Genomic DNA, 17,317 nt, shown 5'->3' on the forward strand with positions numbered 1-17,317 from the left:
GGCGTCCTCAGCGCGGGCTGAGCCGGTAGGCGTGCGTCCGGTAGGGCAGCTCCAGCTCGGCCCGCCCCCGGGTGTCCGGGTGGTCGGCCAGCAGCTCCCGGACCCCGGCGAGGAACTCCGCGCGCCGGGCCCCGTCCATGACCGCGACGTAGCTGCGGGTGGCGATCCCGGCGACGACGTCCTCGGGGCTCACCCGCTGCACGACCGCCGACTCGGCGACCTCGACGTCGGCCGCGAGCTCGGCGGCGAGCTCGGCGGCGAAGCGCTCGACGACGGCGCGGTCCGCCTCGTGCCCGCGGGCCTCGTCGGCGATGCGCTCCCCGAGCGCGGCCACCCAGGGCACGCGCTCGTCGCGGGTGTTCCAGACCAGGCCGACCAGCCCGCCGCGGCGCAGCACCCGGCGGAGCTCGCGGGCGGCCGGCGCGGGGTCGAACCAGTGCGCGGCCTGGCCCGCCACGACGGCGTCGACCGACGCGTCCTCGACCGGGAGCTGCTCGGCGGTGCCGACCTCGGTCACGACGGCGGGCAGGCGGGCGGCGAGCTCGGCGAGCATCTCCGGCGACGGGTCGACCGCGCGGACGCGGTGCCCCAGGCCCGCCGCCACCTCGGTGAGCAGCCCGGTGCCCGCCCCGAGGTCGAGCACGTCCAGCGCGGCCCCACGGCCGAGGAGGAACTGCACGGCGTCCGCCGGGTAGGTCGGGCGCAACGCCGCGTAGCTCCCCGCGACTCCCCCGAACGAACGCGCCCGGGCCTGCAGCGCGCACCGGTCGGGAGTGGTCACGGGGTTCAGCCGGCGGTGACCGCGTCGGCGGACGCCGCCTTCTTGGCGGTGGTCTTCTTCGCCGTCGTCTTCTTGGCCGCCGTCTTCTTCGCGGTGGTCTTCTTGGCGGCCTTCTTCTTGGTCGCCGGGCCGCGGGCGCGGCGGTCGGCCAGCAGCTCGGCGGCGCGCTCGATGGTGATCGACTCGACGTCGTCGCCCTTGCGCAGGCTGGCGTTCGTCTCGCCGTCGGTCACGTACGGGCCGAAGCGCCCCTCCCGCACGGTGACCACGCCCTGGGTGACCGGGTCGGGCCCGAGCTCCTTGAGCGGGGCCTTGGCCGCCGCCCGGCCGCGCTGCTTGGGCTGGGCGAAGATCGCCAGCGCCTCGTCCAGCGTGGTGGTGAACAGCTTCTCCTCGCCGTCCAGCGAGCGGGAGTCGGTGCCCTTCTTCAGGTACGGGCCGTAGCGGCCGTTGAGCGCCTGGATCTCCTCGCCGTCGGGCGCGGTGCCCACGGTGCGCGGCAGGGTGAGCAGCTTGAGCGCGTCCTCGATCGTCACCGTCTCGGGGGACATGGAGGAGAACAGGCTCGCCGTGCGCGGGGACTCCTTGCTGCCCTCGGGGACGACGGTGGTGACGTAGGGGCCGTAGCGGCCGGCCTTCACGACCACCGGGTGCCCGGACTCCGGGTCGGTGCCGAGCTCGCGGTCGCCCGAGGGCGCCTCGAGCAGCTCGCGGACCTTCTCCGTCGTCAGCTCGTCGGGCGCGAGGTCCTCGGGGATGCTGACCCGGGCGCCGTCCTCGCCGCCGGCCTGCAGGTACGGGCCGTAGCGACCGACCCGCACGACGACCGGCCGGCCCTCGGGGTCGGTGGCGCGGAGCGGGATCGAGTTGACGCCGCGGGCGTCGATCTCCTCCAGGCGCTGGCCGATGACCTGCTTGAGGCCGCCGGACTGGGCGATCGCGCCGGCGTGCCGGCCCTCGCCGCCGAAGTAGAACTCGGTCAGCCAGTCCACCCGGCCCAGGGTGCCGCCGGCGATCTCGTCGAGCTCGGTCTCCAGCGACGCGGTGAAGTCGTAGTCGACCAGCTGCGCGAAGTGCTGCTCGAGCAGGTTGGTCACGGCGAACGCGATGAAGGAGGGCACCAGCGCGTTGCCCTTCTTCCACACGTACCCGCGGTCCTGGATCGTCTGCATGATCGAGGCGAAGGTGGAGGGCCGGCCGATGCCCAGCTCCTCGAGGCGCGCCACGAGGCTCGGCTCGGTGTACCGGGACGGCGGCTGGGTCGTGTGCCCCTTGGCGTCCAGCGCCTCGGTGTCGAGCTGCTGGCCGCGCTCCAGGCGGGGCAGCCGGCGCTCGGCGTCGTCACTGCCGTGGTCGTCCTCGCCGTCCTTCTGCGCGCCCTCGTCGCGGGACTCGACGTAGGCGCGGAGGAAGCCGGGGAAGGTGATCGTGCGCCCCGAGGCGGTGAACTCGACCGCCTCGTCGGTCGCGCTGCGCCCGGCCAGCCGGACGCTCACGGTCTGGCCGACGGCGTCGGCCATCTGGGAGGCGACCGTGCGCTGCCAGATCAGCTCGTAGAGCCGGAACTCGTCGCGGGCCAGCCCCGCGGCGAGCTGGCCCGGCGTGCGGAAGCTGTCCCCGGCCGGGCGGATGGCCTCGTGCGCCTCCTGGGCGCCCTTGGACTTCTTCGCGTAGCGGCGGGCCTCGGCCGGCACGTAGGCGTCGCCGTAGAGCTCGCGGGCCTGCTGCCGGGCGGCGTCGATCGCCTCCTGCGACAGGTTCGTCGAGTCGGTCCGCATGTAGGTGATGTGGCCGTTCTCGTACAGCCGCTGCGCCACCCGCATGGTCTGCGCCGACGACCAGCCGAGCTTGCGGCCGGCCTCCATCTGCAGCGTCGAGGTGGTGAACGGCGCGTACGGGCGACGGCGGTAGGGCTTCTCGTCGACCCGGCTGACGCTCACCTGCCGGCCCTCGAGCCGGGCGGCCAGGCCGCGGGCGCCGGCCTCGTCGAGGTGCACCACGTCACCGGTGACGCGGCCGGTGGCGGGGTCGAAGTCCCGGCCGGTGGCGACCCGGCTGTCGTCGACGCTGACCAGCTTGGCCCGCACGGTGGTCGGCTCACCCGCGTCGGCACCGGCGCGCCCGCCGGTGACGGCGAAGGTGCCCTCCAGCGACCAGTAGTCGGCGGCGTGGAAGGCCATCCGCTCGCGCTCGCGCTCGACCACGATGCGGGTCGCGACCGACTGGACGCGCCCGGCGGACAGCTTGGGCAGCACCTTCTTCCAGAGGACCGGGCTGACCTCGTAGCCGTAGAGCCGGTCGAGGATGCGGCGGGTCTCCTGGGCGTCGACCAGGTGGGTGTCCAGGTCGCGGGGGTTGGCGACGGCGCGGGCGATCGCCTCGGGGGTGATCTCGTGGAAGACCATCCGGCGCACGGGGACCCGCGGCTTGAGGGTGTCGATCAGGTGCCAGGCGATGGCCTCGCCCTCGCGGTCCTCGTCTGTCGCGAGGTAGATCTCGCTGGCGTTCTTGACCAGCTGCTTGAGCCGGGTGACCTGCTGCTTGCGGTCGGGGCTGACCACGTAGAGCGGCTCGAAGGAGTTGTCGACGTCGACCCCGAGCCGGGCCCAGGCCGCGCCCTTGTGCTCGGCCGGCACGTCGGCGGCGTTGCGCGGCAGGTCGCGGATGTGCCCGACGCTGGCCTCGACGACGTAGCCGCTGCCGAGGTACCCGGCGATCTTGCTGGCCTTCGTCGGCGACTCGACGATGACCAGCGGCCGGCCGCCGGGCGCGGCCGAGCCCCGGCGGGCCGGCGTCTTCGCGGCGCCGCCGGTCGTGGGCTCGTTCTCGGTGCCGGGCTGCGTGGTCTTCGTGGGCACGGGACTCCTGTCGGTGGTGCTGAGGTGGTGCGGGTGCGGTGCGCCGGTCCAGGCCGGCCGGCCCGGGGTGCACCGGCTCCGGGGTTCCGGGACCGGGCGGGCGCCACCGCGGAACGCCCCTCGGCGGGCCACGGTAAGCCACGCCGGTGACGGTGCGCCGGGCGCAACCTTCTCGTGGGCGTGCCGCCACCCCGACCAACGTGGATCGTGCGGCGGTGTTCCCGCAGGTGGAAGACGGCGTACCGCGAAGGGGGCAGGTCAGGGGGCGCTGGTGGTCAGCTCCGAGTCGGCCGGGGTGGGCGCCGCGCCGCCGACGACGACCGAGCGGCGCTTGGAGACGACGACCGCGGCGACGACGACGAGCACGGCGGCGAGCGCGATCGCCACCCGCGCCGGGGTGTTGGCGTCCTGGCCCACCGACAGGGAGACCACGGCCGGCGCGATGAGCAGCGCCACGAGGTTCATCACCTTGATCAACGGGTTGATCGCGGGCCCGGCGGTGTCCTTGAACGGGTCGCCGACGGTGTCGCCGATGACGGTGGCGGCGTGGGCCTCGCTGCCCTTCCCGCCGTAGCTGCCGTCCTCCACCATCTTCTTGGCGTTGTCCCACGCCCCTCCGGAGTTGGAGAGGAACACCGCCATGAGGGTGCCGGCCGCGATCGCGCCGACGAGGTAGGCGGCCAGGGGCCCGATGCCGAGGCCGAAGCCCACGGCCACCGGCGCGAGCACGGCCAGCAGCCCGGGCGTGGCCAGCTCGCGCAGCGAGTCCTTGGTGCAGATGTCGACGACGGCGCCGTAGTCGGGGCGCTCGGCGAAGGTCATGATCCCGGGGTGGGTGCGGAACTGCTCGCGCACCTCGAAGACGACCCGCCCGGCGGCCCGCGACACCGCGCTGATCGCCAGGCCGGAGAAGAGGAACACCACCGCGGCCCCCAGCACCGCACCGACGACGTTGTTCGGGTTCACCAGGCTGAACGCGTCGCCGAGCGTGGCGCCGGCCTCCTCGAGCGCGAGCGCGACCTGGGCGTTGTAGGAGCCGAAGAGGGCGGTGGCCGCGAGGACGGCGGTGGCGATGGCGATGCCCTTGGTGATCGCCTTCGTGGTGTTGCCGACGGCGTCGAGGTCGGTGAGCACCCGGGCGCCCTCGTCGTCGATGTCACCGGACATCTCGGCGATGCCCTGCGCGTTGTCGCTGACCGGGCCGAAGGTGTCCATGGAGACGATGACGCCGGCCGTCGTCAGCAGGCCGCAGCCGGCGAGCGCGACGGCGTAGAGGGCCGCCCCGCCGCCGATGAGGAAGGCGCCGTAGACGGCACCGCCGATGAGGAGCGCGGCGTAGACCGCCGACTCCAGGCCCAGCGAGATGCCCGACAGGATGACGGTGGCCGGCCCGGTGAGCGAGCTGCGGCCGACGTCCTGGACCGGCTTGCGGCTGGTCTCGGTGAAGTAGCCGGTGAGCTGCTGGATCGCCGCGGCCAGGACGACGCCGACCAGCACCGCGACCAGCCCGAGCACCTGGGGGCTGACCGGGAGGTCGACGCCCCCGCCGGTGCCCGGCAGCACGGTGAAGGCGGCGACCGCGACCAGCACCAGTGACACCGCCGCGGAGACGAAGAAGCCGCGGTTGATCGGGGCCAGGCCGTTGCGGTCGGCCTTGCCCGGGTTGGTGGCCAGCACGCCGACGATCGAGGCGACCACGCCGATGGCGGCGACCACGAGCGGGAAGACCATGCCCACGGGGCCGAAGAAGACCTGCCCGAGGATGAGCGCGGCGACGAGGGTGACCGCGTAGGACTCGAAGAGGTCGGCGGCCATGCCCGCGCAGTCGCCGACGTTGTCGCCCACGTTGTCGGCGATGGTCGCGGCGTTCCGCGGGTCGTCCTCCGGGATGCCGGCCTCGACCTTGCCGACGAGGTCGGCGCCGACGTCGGCGGCCTTGGTGAAGATGCCGCCGCCGACGCGCATGAACATCGCCAGCAGCGCGCCGCCGAACCCGAAGCCCTCGAGGACCACCGGCGCGGTCTCGTCGAACAGCAGCAGGACCAGCGCGGCGCCGAACAGGCCCAGCCCGATCGTGATCATCCCGCAGACCCCGCCGGTGCGGTACGCGATGCGGAAGGCGGGCCGGTAGCCGCCGTCGCGCGCCGCCGCGGCCACCCGGACGTTGCCGCGGGTGGCCAGCGTCATGCCGATGAAGCCGACCAGCGCCGAGAACAGCGCGCCGACGAGGAAGAACACCGCGCGCCCCAGCCGGGTGCCCAGGCCGCCCTCGGCGACCGGGAGCACCAGCAGCAGGGCGAAGACGACGACGGCGAAGAACGCCAGCGTCCGGAACTGCCGGCGCAGGTAGGCGGCCGCCCCCTCCTGCACCGCCCGGGCGATCTCGCGCATCTTCTCCGTGCCCTGGTCGGCGGCGACGACCGCGCGGACCAGGTAGGCGGCGAAGCCCAGGGCGGCGAGGGAGACGACGAGGACGACGGCGACGAGCGCGGTCTCCCCGCCGGACAGCGAACCTTCGGACATGGGTCCTCCAGGCGTCGGTGGCCGCCCGGGTGGCGCCGTGCTCCCCGGCCCGGGCGGAGATCGGCGTCCGCGAACCGGAGGGACCCGCCGGGACACGAACGCGGCGAAGTGTAAGCCACGTCACACTCCGTGCAACCCCCTCTGCTCCCCGTGCCCTCCGGACCGCGGAGAGTTGCGCCGGGGTGTGACAGTGGGAGGCGTGACCACGCTCCACCCGGTCCGGTCGGCTCCCCCTCCCGGCACGGACGAACGGTCCGGGGGCGGCGTGGCGGCGACCGGCCAGGTGCCGGGCGGCGGCGAGCTGCTGGCCGCGCTGCTCGCGGGCACGGCGGAGGACGAGCAGCCCGTCACCCACGTCCACCACCTGCCGGTACGGGACAGCCGCACCACCGGCTGGCCGGACTGGGTCGACCCGGCGCTGCGCGGCCGGCTGGCCGCCCGGGGCGTGCGCGCCCCGTGGCAGCACCAGGTGGCGGCGGCGCAGGCCGCCCGCGACGGCCGGCACGTCGTCGTCGCGACCGGCACCGCCTCGGGGAAGTCGCTGGCCTACCAGCTGCCGGCCCTGACCCGGCTGGCCGAGGACCAGCGCGCCTGCGTCCTCTACCTCGCACCCACCAAGGCCCTGGCCCGCGACCAGCTGGCCTCGGTCGCCGAGCTGGCCGACCCGTCGGTGCGGCCGGCCGCCTACGACGGCGACACCCCGGCCGAGGAGCGGGACTGGGTCCGGCGGCACTCGCGCTGGATCGTCACCAACCCCGACATGCTGCACCGCGGGATCCTGCCGGCCCACCAGCGGTGGTCGAGCACGCTGCGCCGGGTCGCCTACGTGGTCATCGACGAGTGCCACGCCTACCGCGGCGTCTTCGGGTCGCACGTGGGCCACGTGCTGCGGCGGCTGCGGCGCATCTGCCGGCGCTACGGCGCCGAGCCGGTGTTCGTGCTGGCCTCGGCCACCGTCGCGGACCCGGCCGCCGCCGCCACCCGGCTGGTCGGCGCCGAGGTCCTGGCCGTCACCGACGACGGCTCGCCGCGCCCGGGGGCCACCTTCGCGCTGTGGGAGCCGCCGCTGACCGAGCGGACCGGCGAGCACGGGGCACCGCTGCGCCGATCGGCCGCCGCCGACGCCGCCGGGCTGCTCGCCGACCTGGTCGAGCGCGGCGCCCGCACGCTGGCGTTCGTCCGCTCGCGCCGGAGCGCCGAGTCGGTGGCCGAGCAGGCCCGCCGGCTGCTGCACGACCGCGGGCGCCCCGACCTGGTGACCCGGGTGGACTCCTACCGCGGCGGCTACCTGCCCGAGGAGCGCCGGGAGCTGGAACGGGCGCTGTCGGCCGGCGACCTGCTCGGCGTGGCGACCACCAACGCCCTGGAGCTCGGCATCGACATCGCCGGGCTCGACGCCGTCGTCCTGGCCGGCTACCCGGGCACGCTCGCCTCCCTCTGGCAGCAGGCCGGCCGCGCCGGGCGTGCGCAGCGGGAGTCGCTGGTCGTCTTCGTCGCCCGCGACGACCCGCTGGACCACTACCTGGCCCACCACCCGCGGGCGGTGTTCGGCCGGCCGGTCGAGGCCACCGTGACCGATCCGGCCAACCCCTACGTGCTGGGCCCGCAGCTGTGCTGCGCCGCCGCCGAGCTGCCGCTGGTGCCCGCGGACCTGGCCGACTTCGGCGGACCGGTGGCCGAGGCGCAGCTCGAGCAGCTCGTGGCCGCCGGGCAGCTGCGCCGCCGCCCCGCCGGCTGGTACTGGGCCGGACGCGGCCGCCCCGACGTGGACATCCGCGGCAGCGGCGACGAGCCGGTGGCGATCATCGAGGCGGGCACCGGGCGGCTGCTGGGTACCGTCGACGGCGGGGCCGCGCACTCGACGGTGCACGAGGGCGCGCTCTACGTGCACCGCGGCGACACCTTCGTCGTCGATGAGTTCGACGTCGACGACGCCTGCGCGGTCGTGCACCCCGAGAGCCCCGACTGGACCACGGTCGCGCGCGACGTGACCGAACTGTCGATCGTCTCGGTGGAGCGGACCCGGCGGCTGGGAACGGTGACGGCGCACACCGGCGTGGTCGACGTGACCAACCAGGTGGTGGCCTACCAGCGGCGCCGGCTGGGCAGCGGAGAGGTGCTGGCGGAGTTCCCGCTGGACCTGCCGCCGCGCCAGCTGCGCACCAAGGCCGTGTGGCTGACCTTCGACCCCCGCGCCGTGGAGCGGGCCGAGGTCGACGACGCGGCGCTGCCCGGCTCGCTGCACGCCGCCGAGCACGCCGCGATCGGCATCCTGCCGCTGCTGGCGACCTGCGACCGGTGGGACCTGGGCGGGCTGTCGACGGCGGTGCACCCCGACACCGGCACCGCGGCGGTGTTCGTCTACGACGGGCACCCCGGCGGTGCGGGCTTCAGCGAGCGCGGGTACGCGGCGCTGCGCCGGTGGCTGCAGGCCACGCGGGCGACCGTCGCCAGCTGCGAGTGCGAGGCCGGCTGCCCCTCGTGCGTGCAGTCGCCCAAGTGCGGCAACGGCAACGACCCGCTGGACAAGGCCGGCGCCGTGCGGGTGCTCGACGTCGTGCTGGACGAGCTGGCCGCGGCCGACGAGCGCAGCGCGACGGACGACGACCCCGACGACGAGCCCGACGACGACACCGACGACGACACCGACGAGGCCTCCGACGAGGAGGACGCCCGCGCGGGGAAGCCGGCCGCCGGACGGACACCGGGCACCGTGGGGACGCCGGTCCCCACCGGGCCGCCGGCCACCGCGGTCGCCGGTGCCCCGCCCGGACCGGCCGAGGAGGATCTCGTCTTCTGACCCGGTGGGCACGGGTCCGGCACGGGCCCGGCCGGTCGCGTGGTGCACCCCCAGCCGGCCCAGCCGGAGGGGGACGCGGACCTCGACCACCACGACCGCCCCCGGCCCGACCCGGCAGCCCACGAGGTCGGCGCCGTTGGCGGCGGCGACCCCGACCGCCGCCGCGCACGGCGCGGGATCGCCGAGCACCGCCTGGCCGGCGGCGGCGAGCGCGGCCAGGTCCGCGGCCGTCCCGGCGCGGTGGCGGGCCACCGTGGCCACCCCGGTCAGCACCGCACCGGCGGTGACGGCGACGAGGACGGCGGAGAGCACCACCACCCACACCGTGGCCGAGCCGCGCTCACCGCTCATCCCGGGACGCCGGCGGCGGGCTCCCGCCACGCGACGGCCTCCGCTCCCACCGTCACCCGCCAGGGCAGCGGCCCGAGCGGCCGCACCTCGGCCGTGACCGCGACCCGGACCTCGTCCCCGCTGGCGGTGAGCCCGGTGCGGGCACCGGGCGGCGCCGCCCGGCCGGCCCACTCCGCCACGACCGCGGCGTCCTCCCCCCGCGCCGCCGCGCGGGCGCCCTCCCGCGCGGCGTCGACGCAGCGCAGCTGGGCGCCCACCACGGTGACGGCGGCGACGGCCCCGGCCAGCACGAGCAGCAGGACCGGCAGCACCACCGCCGTCTCCGCGGTGACCATCCCGGCCTCGCCCCGCCGGGCCGCTCGGCACCGCACGCTCAGGAGAGCGTGGCCAGCGCGGCCTCGACCAGGTCGGTGAGGCCGTCGACGACGCTGTCGCCGGAGACCACGCGGTACAGCACGGCGGCGAAGGCGCAGGCGGCCACGGTGCCGACGGCGTACTCGGCGGTGCTCATGCCCGCCTCCGCCCGGCTCCGCAGCCGGGCCAGCCGACCCGGGCGGCGGCCCGCGGCAGCGGCGACGACGGCCTCCGGGTCGGGGACGGGGGCGGGAACGGCGTCGGGGTGCGGCTGGTCGGCGGTCATCGCGGTCCTCTCGGTCGGGCCCCGGTGGGGCGGTGCCCCGAGCCTCCGGGGCGGCCGGGGCCGGTCCCAGCCGTGCGGGCGATCTGTGGAGGGGGCCGGGGGCTGTGGACGCTCAGCCGAAGACGTCGCCGGCGAGGCCGAGGACCAGCGGCACCACGCCGAGGCAGACGAACGCGGGCAGGAAGCACAGCCCGAGCGGGGCGAGCACCAGCACCCCCGCCCGCTGCACCGCCGCCTGCGCCTGCGCGCGAGCCGCGGACCGGGTCTCGCCGGCCAGTGCGTGCAGCGCCGGCACCGCGGCGGCGCCGGACTCCCCCGCCCGCACCAGCACGCGGGCCAGGCCGCCCAGCTCGGCCGGCTGGCCGGCCCACGCCCGCCGCGGTGGGGCGCCCATGCGGTGCAGCGCGGCGACGCCCTGCAACCGCCGGCCCAGCGGACCGGGCACCGCCCCGGCGACCGCGGCCAGCGCGCCCGCGAGCGGCAGCCCCGACCCCAGGCAGGCCGCGAGCAGCTCGCAGGCCACCGGGAGCTCCCGGAGCAGGGCCACCCGCTCCTCGGCGTCCCGGTCGGGCGCCGCGGCGCGCAGCAGCCGCTCCCCCGCCCCGGTGACGACGACGGCGGCGCACGCGCCGGCTCCGCCCCCGACCAGGAGGCCCGCCGCGAACCCGGCCGCCCCGGCGAGCACCCACCGCCGCCCGGCGCCCCCGGCCGCGGCGTCCCCGGAGCCGGTCGTCGGACGGGCACCCGCGGCCACCCGGCGCACCCGCTCCCCGGCCACGACCGCGCCGGGCACCCACAGCGCCACCGCGGCGGCCAGCAGCAGCACCGGCAGCGCGGCGGTCACCGCGCGATCCGGCGCACCAGGCGGCCGGTCCAGGCGACGCCGGCCGCCTCCAGGAGCACCCCGGCCACCAGCAGCCCCTGCCCGGTCGCCGTGGCGGTGAGCACGTGCCAGGGGTCGGCGCCGACGCCGCTGCCCATCGCCAGCCCCAGCACCGGCAGGCCCGCCAGCAGCCGGGCGCCGGCCCGGGGCCCGGCGGTGGCCACCAGCAGCTCCCGCCGCCGCGCCAGCCGGGCCCGCAGGTCGTCCTCGACGGCGGCGACCACCGCGGCCAGCGAGCAGCCGGTGCAGGCGCCGAGCGCGACCGCGGCCGACAGCCGGGCCAGCGCGGCGGGCGTGCCGTCGCCGTCGCCGTCGTCCCGCCCGCCGTCCCCTCCCGGTGCCGGTGCGCGGGCGGCCCGCACCAGGGCCGCCCCGACGACGGCATCGGGGCAGTCGGCGACGGCCGAGCGCACCGCCTCCGCCAGCGCGCGCCCCGCCCGCAGCTCCGCCGCGACGGCGCCCAGCGCATCGGCCAGCACCGCCTGGCGGGTGACGTCGGCGGCCACCCGGCGGCCGGCCAGCCGGGCCCGCGCGGCGAGCGCGGCGCAGCCGGCGGCGAGCACCGCCACGAGCGGGGTGGCCAGCAGCGCACCCGCGCCACCGGCCGCCACCGCGGCGACGACCGGCAGCGGCACCCGCCCCGGGACCCGGGAGCCGGCGGGCGGACCGGGGCGGTGCAGCCGGTACCGGGCGACCGCGCGCCCGTCGGGCCAGAGCAGCACCGCGCCCGCCACGGCCAGCAGCGCCGCGCTCACGGACCCGCCAGCAGCCGCCGGAGCGCGTCACCGGCCGGGCAGGGCCCGCCGTCGGCCCGCCAGCCCGGCTCCACCACCACCAGCTCCCCCTGCCGGCGCAGCAGCCCGATCTCGGACAGCTGCCGGCCACCGGCCGTCCGCCGGAGGTGCAGCACCACGTCCAGGGCCGCCGCGGTCTGGCTGTGCACCGCGGCGCGGCCCAGCCCGGCCGCCACGCCCAGCGCCTCGAGCCGCGCCGGCACCTCGGCGGCCCGGTTGGCGTGCAGGGTGCCGCAGCCGCCGTCGTGCCCGGTGTTCAGCGCGGCCAGCAGGTCGACCACCTCCGGGCCGCGCACCTCGCCCACCACCAGCCGGTCGGGGCGCATCCGCAGCGCCTGCCGCACCAGGTCGCGCAGGCCCACCGCCCCGGCACCCTCCACGTTCGGTGGCCGGGTGAGCAGCCGCACCACGTGCGGGTGCGGCGGCGTGAGCTCGGCGGCGTCCTCGCAGAGCACCAGCCGCTCGGCCGGGTCGACCTCTCCGAGCAGGGCCGAGAGCAGGGTGGTCTTGCCCGAGCCGGTGCCGCCGGTGACGAGGAAGGCCACCCGCCGGGCCACCACCGCGCGCACCAGCGCCCCGCTCTCGCCGGGCAGCGCACCGCCCGCCGCCAGGTCGGCCAGCGCCTGCGCGCACCGGCGCAGCACCCGCAGGGAGAGGCAGGTGCCACCGGCGGACACCGGCGGGAGCACCGCGTGCAGCCGGGTGCCGCCGGGGAGGCCGACGTCGACCCACGGCGCGGCGTCGTCGAGGCGGCGGCCGGCCGAGGCGGCCAGCCGCACCGCCAGCCGGCGCACCGCGTCGTCGTCCGGGAACCGGACGCCGGCGGCCCGCTCCAGCCCGGCCCCGCGGTCGAGCCACACCTCACCCGGCCCGTTGACCAGGACGTCGGTGACCCCGGGCAGCCGCAGCAGCGGCTCCAGCGGCCCGGCACCGGCCAGCTCGTCGACGGCGTCGCGCGCGGCGAGCAGGACGTCGCGGTCCCCCAGCAGCCCGCCGGCCTCGGCGCGCACCAGCGCCGCCACCCCCGCCCGCGAGGGCACCTCGTCGACGACGGCGAGCCGCGCGCGCACGCGGTCCAGCAGCGACGGCTCGCTCACGAGCCGGTGACCTCGGCCAGCAGCCGCCGGGCGACGACGGCCAGCGGCGACCGGGGCTGCGCACCCGGCGGCTGCCCGCGCTCGGCCCGGGCGACGGCTCCCCGGTCGTGCGGGAGCTCGGCCACCACCGGCCGGCCCACCACCTCGGCCACGTCACCGGGGAGCAGGCCGCCGGGCAGGGTGCGCACGACCAGGTGCGCCGCCGACCACGGGGAACCCGCGGCGCCGACGAGCTGCCGGGCGGCCGTGGCGGCGCGCAGCCGCGCGGGCACCACCAGCACGGCGAGGTCGGCGTCGGCCAGCACCTCCTGCGCGCCGCGCCCCGGGCCCGCGCAGCCCGGCCGGGGCAGGTCCACGACGACGGGCCGCCCGCTTCCGCGGCCGGCACCCACGACCGCGCTCAGCGCTGCATCGGGGATCGGCCCCGCGCCGGCGCGGTCGGCGGAGACCAGGTGGATGCCCGCGACCCCGGGCAGGGCGCCCAGCAGCGCGTCGCCGGCCACCTCGCCGCGCAGCCCCGCCAGGTCCGGCCAGCGCAGCCCCTCGGCGAGCTCCGCGCCCAGCAGCAGGTCCAGCCCGCCACCCCAGGCGTCGGCGTCGACGAGGACGGCGCCCCCGGGGGCGGCGAGGGCCACCGCGGCGGCCAGGGTGCTCGCGCCCGCCCCGCCGCAGGCGCCGCCCACGGCGACGAGCCGGCCCCGCTCGGCCGGCGCCCGGACCGCGGCGGCGCAGCGGGACAGCAACCACCCCTCGTCGGCGGGGAGGACCGCCACCCGCTCCGCACCGGCCTCGACGGCCGCCGCCCACCCCTCCGCGGGGAGCTCGGCGGTGGTGACGACGACCACGCCCGGCCGGCGGGGCAGGGCACGCAGCGCCCCGGCCGCCAGCGCCTCGGCGCCGACCAGCACCAGCGCCGCCTCCCGGTGCGCGCGCCGCAGCGCCGGGCCACCGGAGGCGAGCTCCGCCTCGGCCCCGGCGGCCGCGACCAGCCGCAGCAGCTCGTCGAGCAGGTCCTCGTCGGTGCTGACCACGAGGGGGCGGGAGGGCGGCAGGGCAGGCACGGGGCGAGCACACCGGGCACCGGGCGGACGGGACCAGAACGGGAGCGGAACTGTGGATGACCCCTTCGGGTGTGGACACGGTCCACCCCGGTCCGCTACCTGCCGATCCAGCTACCGTGGCTGACGTGTCCCGCTCCGCGGCGTTCTTCGACCTCGACAAGACGGTCATCGCGAAGTCCAGCACCCTGGCGTTCGGTCGCCCGTTCTTCAACGGCGGGTTGATCAACCGCCGCGCGGTGCTGAAGACGGCGTACGCGCAGTTCGTGTTCTCCCTCGCAGGCGCCGACGCCCAGCAGATGGAGCGGCTGCGCGCCCAGCTCACCGCGATGGTGACCGGCTGGGACGCCGCCACCGTCCACGAGATCGTCCGCGAGACGCTGCACGAGATCGTCGACCCGCTGGTCTACGCCGAGGCCGCCGACCTCATCGAGGAGCACCGCGCCGCCGGCCGGGAGATCGTCATCGTCTCCAGCAGCGGTGCGGAGATGGTGGAGCCGATCGGCGAGATGCTGGGCGTCGACCGCGTCGTCGCCACCCGCATGGTCACCGAGGACGGCCGCTACACCGGCGAGATCGAGTTCTACGCGTACGGCGAGCACAAGGCCGAGGCGATCCGCCGGCTCGCCGACGAGGGCGGCTACGACCTGGCCGACTGCTACGCCTACAGCGACTCGATCACCGACCTGCCGATGCTCTCCGTGGTCGGCCACCCCACCGCGGTCAACCCCGACCGCGGGCTGCGCAAGGCCGCGCTCCAGCACGGCTGGCCGGTGCTGCGCTTCGAGCGGCCGGTCAGCATGCGCTCCCGCTTCTCGGTGCCGCCCGCGCCGGTGGTCACCGGCGCCGCTATGGGCGTGGGCGCCGCCGTCGTCGGGCTGGCCTGGTACGCCCGGCACCGGGCGCTGCGCGCCGGGCTGCTGCCCGACGACCCGGCGCCCGGCCGGCGCCGCCGCCGCGGCGCCTGAGGCTCAGCGCCCGAACCGCTCCCGCAGCCCGTCGACCAGGGTCCGGACGCCGGACGCCGGGGTGAACGCGCGGGCGGCGGCGGTCAGCGCCGCGAGCTCGTCGCCGGCCAGCGCCAGCTCGTCGGCCGCGGCGTTGGACTCCAGCTGCGCCACGCTGGAGGCGCCGGGGATGACCACCACGCGCGGCTGCGCGACCAGCCAGGCCAGGGCGACCTGCGCGGGCGTCGCGTCGTGCGCGTCGGAGACCTGCCGCAGGACGTCGAGCAGCGGCTCCACGCGGCGCAGGTTCTCGGTGCCGAACAGGGGGTTGACCGCGCGCACGCCCCCGGGCCGGTTCCCGGCCGAGTACCTCGCGCCGAGCAGCCCCTGCGCCAGCGGGCTGTAGGCGATGACCAGCCGGTCCTCGCGCTCGGCGAAGGGCACCAGGTCCTCCAGCGGGCCGGCGTGCGCCAGGGAGAACTGCACCTGGTTGGCGACCACCGGCGCGCCCAGCGCGGCGTCGGCGGCCCGCCAGCGGTCCAGCGAGTAGTTGGAGACGCCGACCGCACCGATCCGCCCCTCGTCCAGCAGCGCCCGCAGCCCGGGCATCGTCACCGTGTCGGGCACGAGCGGGTTGGGCTGGTGCACCTGGTACAGCGGGATGCGGTCCACGCCCAGCCGGCGGGCGCTGCCCGCCCACCGCTGGCGGACGACCTTCGGGAAGGGCGCGACCGGGAAGATCTTGCTGGCGACGACGACGCGGTCGCGCTCCTCCCCCAGCGCCTCCCCGAGGATCCGCTCGCTGCGCCCGAAGCCGTACACCTCGGCGGTGTCGAACAGCGTGATGCCGAGCTCGCGGGCCCGGCGCACGATGTCGCGGGCGGCCCGGTCGGCGTAGCCGTCGCCGTACCCCCACTCGCGGGACCCGAACTGCCAGGTACCCAGGCCGATGCGGCTGACGGGGCCGAGCCCCGGGACGTCGAGGGTGCGCATGCCCCCAGTCTCAGCCGCGGAGCAGGCTCTCGCAGATGGCGAGGCCCTCGAGGGCGCCGTGCTCGGTGGCGCGGCAGCAGTGCACCAGCCACGCGGCCACGCCCTGGGGGGTCCCCGCCGCGTAGCCGGCCAGCGCCTCGCCGTAGGCGTCCCGCTCGAGCTCGGCGAAACCGACCTCGGGGACCGACACCGCCTTGGGGTCCAGCCCGCGGGCGATCCCGGTGAGCCGGGCCGCGCCCCGGGCGACGACCCCGTCGGCGGTGCCGAACGGGGCCAGCGCCGCGAGCTCGCCGTGCACCAGCGCCGCGACGAGGACCGCGGGCACGGTGGTGGGGGCGGCGGCCAGCGAGAACAGCCCGGCCAGCCGCGGACCGGCGTGCGGGGCGGGCCGGCCGAGGTCGGCCCGGTCGGCGAGGTCGGCGGCGGCGAGCACGTGCAGGCGGGCGATCACCTGCCCCGGGGCCCGCGGCCAGGTCTCGACCATCGAGCCCAGCGCCGCGGAGACGCGCAGCGCACCCTGCACCACCGGGTCGTCGACCCCGCCGGCCCGCAGCTCCGCCAGTGGCACGTCGACGCCGGCCAGGGCCGCGGAGGCCCGCGCCCCGCGGAGCGCCGACTCGGTGCTCACGCCCGCGGACTCCCGGCGCAGCACCCGGTGGCCGAGCAGGCGGTCGACGCCCGCCCGGGCCGCGTCGGCGGCGTCCCGGACGCCCGGCAGGTCGAGCAGGGGGGCCAGCGGGTCCGGGGCACCGGGAGCGGTCGCGGGACGGGCCGCGCCGGGGCGGACGGGGATGCTCACGCCCACGACGGTACGAGGCGGGGCGCACGGGCCCGCGGACCCCTGCCCTACGCTGCCTCCTTGCCATGGCCCGACCCCTCACCCTGCTGCTCGTGCGCCACGGGCAGAGCGAGTGGAACGCGGCCGGCCGCATGCAGGGCCAGGTGGCCCACGTGCCGCTCACGCCCCTGGGGCACACGCAGGCCCAGGCGGCCGCCGCGGAGCTGGCCCGGCTGCGGCCGGGTGTGCTCCTGTCCAGCGACCTGCTGCGGGCCGTGCAGACCGCCGAGCACTGCGCCCGCGCGACGGGTCTGCCGTTCACGACCACCCCGGCGCTGCGCGAGCAGGGCTACGGGGTGCTGGAGGGGCGGCCGTCGCGGGAGCTGTGGGACGTCGTCGACTGGTCCGACGCGCACTGGTCGGCCGAGGGCGGCGAGAGCCTGGCCGAGCTGCACGCGCGCGTGGCCGCCTACCTCACGCAGCTGTGCGCCGAGCCGCCGGCCGACGTGGTCGCGCTGGTGACCCACGGCGACACGATCCGCGCCGCCCAGGCCGTCGCGGCGGGGCTGGGCCCCGACGCGATGCCCGCGGTCACCCCGCACAACGGCACGGTGACCCGGCTGGAGATCTGCGAGTGAGCGCGGCCGGGTAGCTCAGCGCCCGCGGAGGAGGCCCTGCACCATCCGGCCGATGCCGCCGCCGGAGGTGGGGGCCGCCCGGCCCCGCCCGGTGCCCCTGCGCGCGGAGGTGGCGCGGCCCATGCCACGACCGGTCGCTGCCCGGCCCATCCCCCGTCCGGCGGCGGCGCGGCCCG

General features: G+C 77.5%; 14 protein-coding genes and 1 pseudogene. 3 read left to right on the plus strand and 12 right to left on the minus strand.

What is annotated here, in order from left to right:
• Positions 1-7: 7 nt before the first annotated feature.
• The 3 genes from E9549_RS02290 to E9549_RS02300 all read right to left on the minus strand — a co-directional run bounded on the left by E9549_RS02290 (position 8) and on the right by E9549_RS02300 (position 6,162).
• Positions 8-781, minus strand: coding sequence for a class I SAM-dependent methyltransferase (locus tag E9549_RS02290; protein ID WP_236824952.1), 774 nt, complete (start codon positions 779-781; stop codon positions 8-10).
• 5 nt (positions 782-786) lie between these two features.
• Positions 787-3,639 carry a type I DNA topoisomerase gene (gene topA / locus E9549_RS02295; RefSeq protein ID WP_236824953.1) on the minus strand — a complete coding sequence of 951 codons (2,853 nt, stop codon included), beginning with the start codon at positions 3,637-3,639 and terminating at the stop codon, positions 787-789.
• Between the two features lie 258 nt (positions 3,640-3,897).
• Positions 3,898-6,162, minus strand: coding sequence for a sodium-translocating pyrophosphatase (locus tag E9549_RS02300; protein WP_236824954.1), 2,265 nt, complete (start codon positions 6,160-6,162; stop codon positions 3,898-3,900).
• Positions 6,163-6,361: 199 nt separating this feature from the next.
• On the opposite strand from E9549_RS02300, the gene E9549_RS02305 reads away from it, so the two are divergent.
• Positions 6,362-8,962: a DEAD/DEAH box helicase gene (locus E9549_RS02305; protein WP_236824955.1), complete on the plus strand. Its 2,601-nt coding sequence runs from the start codon at positions 6,362-6,364 to the stop codon at positions 8,960-8,962.
• A gap of 24 nt (positions 8,963-8,986) precedes the next feature.
• Here the strand turns inward: E9549_RS02305 and E9549_RS24425 are convergent.
• From E9549_RS24425 to ssd, 7 genes and pseudogenes are all read right to left on the minus strand, one after another.
• Positions 8,987-9,313: pseudogene (locus tag E9549_RS24425) on the minus strand (Rv3654c family TadE-like protein); the annotation flags it as partial.
• Positions 9,310-9,684 (minus strand): TadE family type IV pilus minor pilin, encoded by a 375-nt coding sequence (locus tag E9549_RS02310; RefSeq protein WP_236824956.1) that lies wholly within the window; start codon positions 9,682-9,684, stop codon positions 9,310-9,312. The pseudogene E9549_RS24425 and the gene E9549_RS02310, both read right to left, overlap by 4 nt.
• Positions 9,685-9,686: 2 nt before the next feature.
• A complete protein-coding gene (locus E9549_RS02315; protein ID WP_236824957.1) occupies positions 9,687-9,953 on the minus strand; it encodes a DUF4244 domain-containing protein in 267 nt (88 codons plus the stop codon).
• 112 nt (positions 9,954-10,065) lie between these two features.
• Entirely contained in the window at positions 10,066-10,797 is a 732-nt protein-coding gene (locus E9549_RS02320; RefSeq protein WP_236824958.1) for a type II secretion system F family protein, read from the minus strand.
• Positions 10,794-11,591, minus strand: a complete 798-nt coding sequence (locus E9549_RS02325) for a type II secretion system F family protein (RefSeq protein WP_236824959.1) — start codon at positions 11,589-11,591, stop codon at positions 10,794-10,796. Before E9549_RS02325 ends, E9549_RS02320 begins: the two co-directional genes overlap by 4 nt.
• Entirely contained in the window at positions 11,588-12,727 is a 1,140-nt protein-coding gene (locus E9549_RS02330; protein WP_236824960.1) for a TadA family conjugal transfer-associated ATPase, read from the minus strand. The genes E9549_RS02325 and E9549_RS02330 overlap by 4 nt, the downstream gene beginning before the upstream one ends.
• Positions 12,724-13,788, minus strand: coding sequence for a septum site-determining protein Ssd (ssd, locus tag E9549_RS02335; protein WP_236824961.1), 1,065 nt, complete (start codon positions 13,786-13,788; stop codon positions 12,724-12,726). Before ssd ends, E9549_RS02330 begins: the two co-directional genes overlap by 4 nt.
• Positions 13,789-13,913: 125 nt before the next feature.
• Between ssd and E9549_RS02340 the strand changes: the two genes are divergently transcribed.
• Positions 13,914-14,753: an HAD family phosphatase gene (locus E9549_RS02340; RefSeq protein ID WP_236824962.1), complete on the plus strand. Its 840-nt coding sequence runs from the start codon at positions 13,914-13,916 to the stop codon at positions 14,751-14,753.
• Positions 14,754-14,756: 3 nt separating this feature from the next.
• On the opposite strand, the gene E9549_RS02345 is transcribed toward E9549_RS02340, so the two are convergent.
• Together E9549_RS02345 and E9549_RS02350 are read right to left on the minus strand one after the other, a co-directional pair.
• Positions 14,757-15,725, minus strand: coding sequence for an aldo/keto reductase (locus tag E9549_RS02345; RefSeq protein WP_236824963.1), 969 nt, complete (start codon positions 15,723-15,725; stop codon positions 14,757-14,759).
• A gap of 10 nt (positions 15,726-15,735) precedes the next feature.
• On the minus strand, positions 15,736-16,524 hold the full coding sequence (locus tag E9549_RS02350) for an oxidoreductase (RefSeq protein ID WP_236824964.1): 789 nt from the start codon (positions 16,522-16,524) through the stop codon (positions 15,736-15,738).
• Positions 16,525-16,589: 65 nt separating this feature from the next.
• Between E9549_RS02350 and E9549_RS02355 the strand changes: the two genes are divergently transcribed.
• Entirely contained in the window at positions 16,590-17,141 is a 552-nt protein-coding gene (locus E9549_RS02355) for a histidine phosphatase family protein (RefSeq protein WP_236824965.1), read from the plus strand.
• The last annotated feature ends 176 nt before the right edge of the window (positions 17,142-17,317 follow it).

The sequence above is a fragment of the Blastococcus sp. MG754426 genome (genome assembly GCF_021699055.1).
Lineage (GTDB): Bacteria > Actinomycetota > Actinomycetes > Mycobacteriales > Geodermatophilaceae > Blastococcus.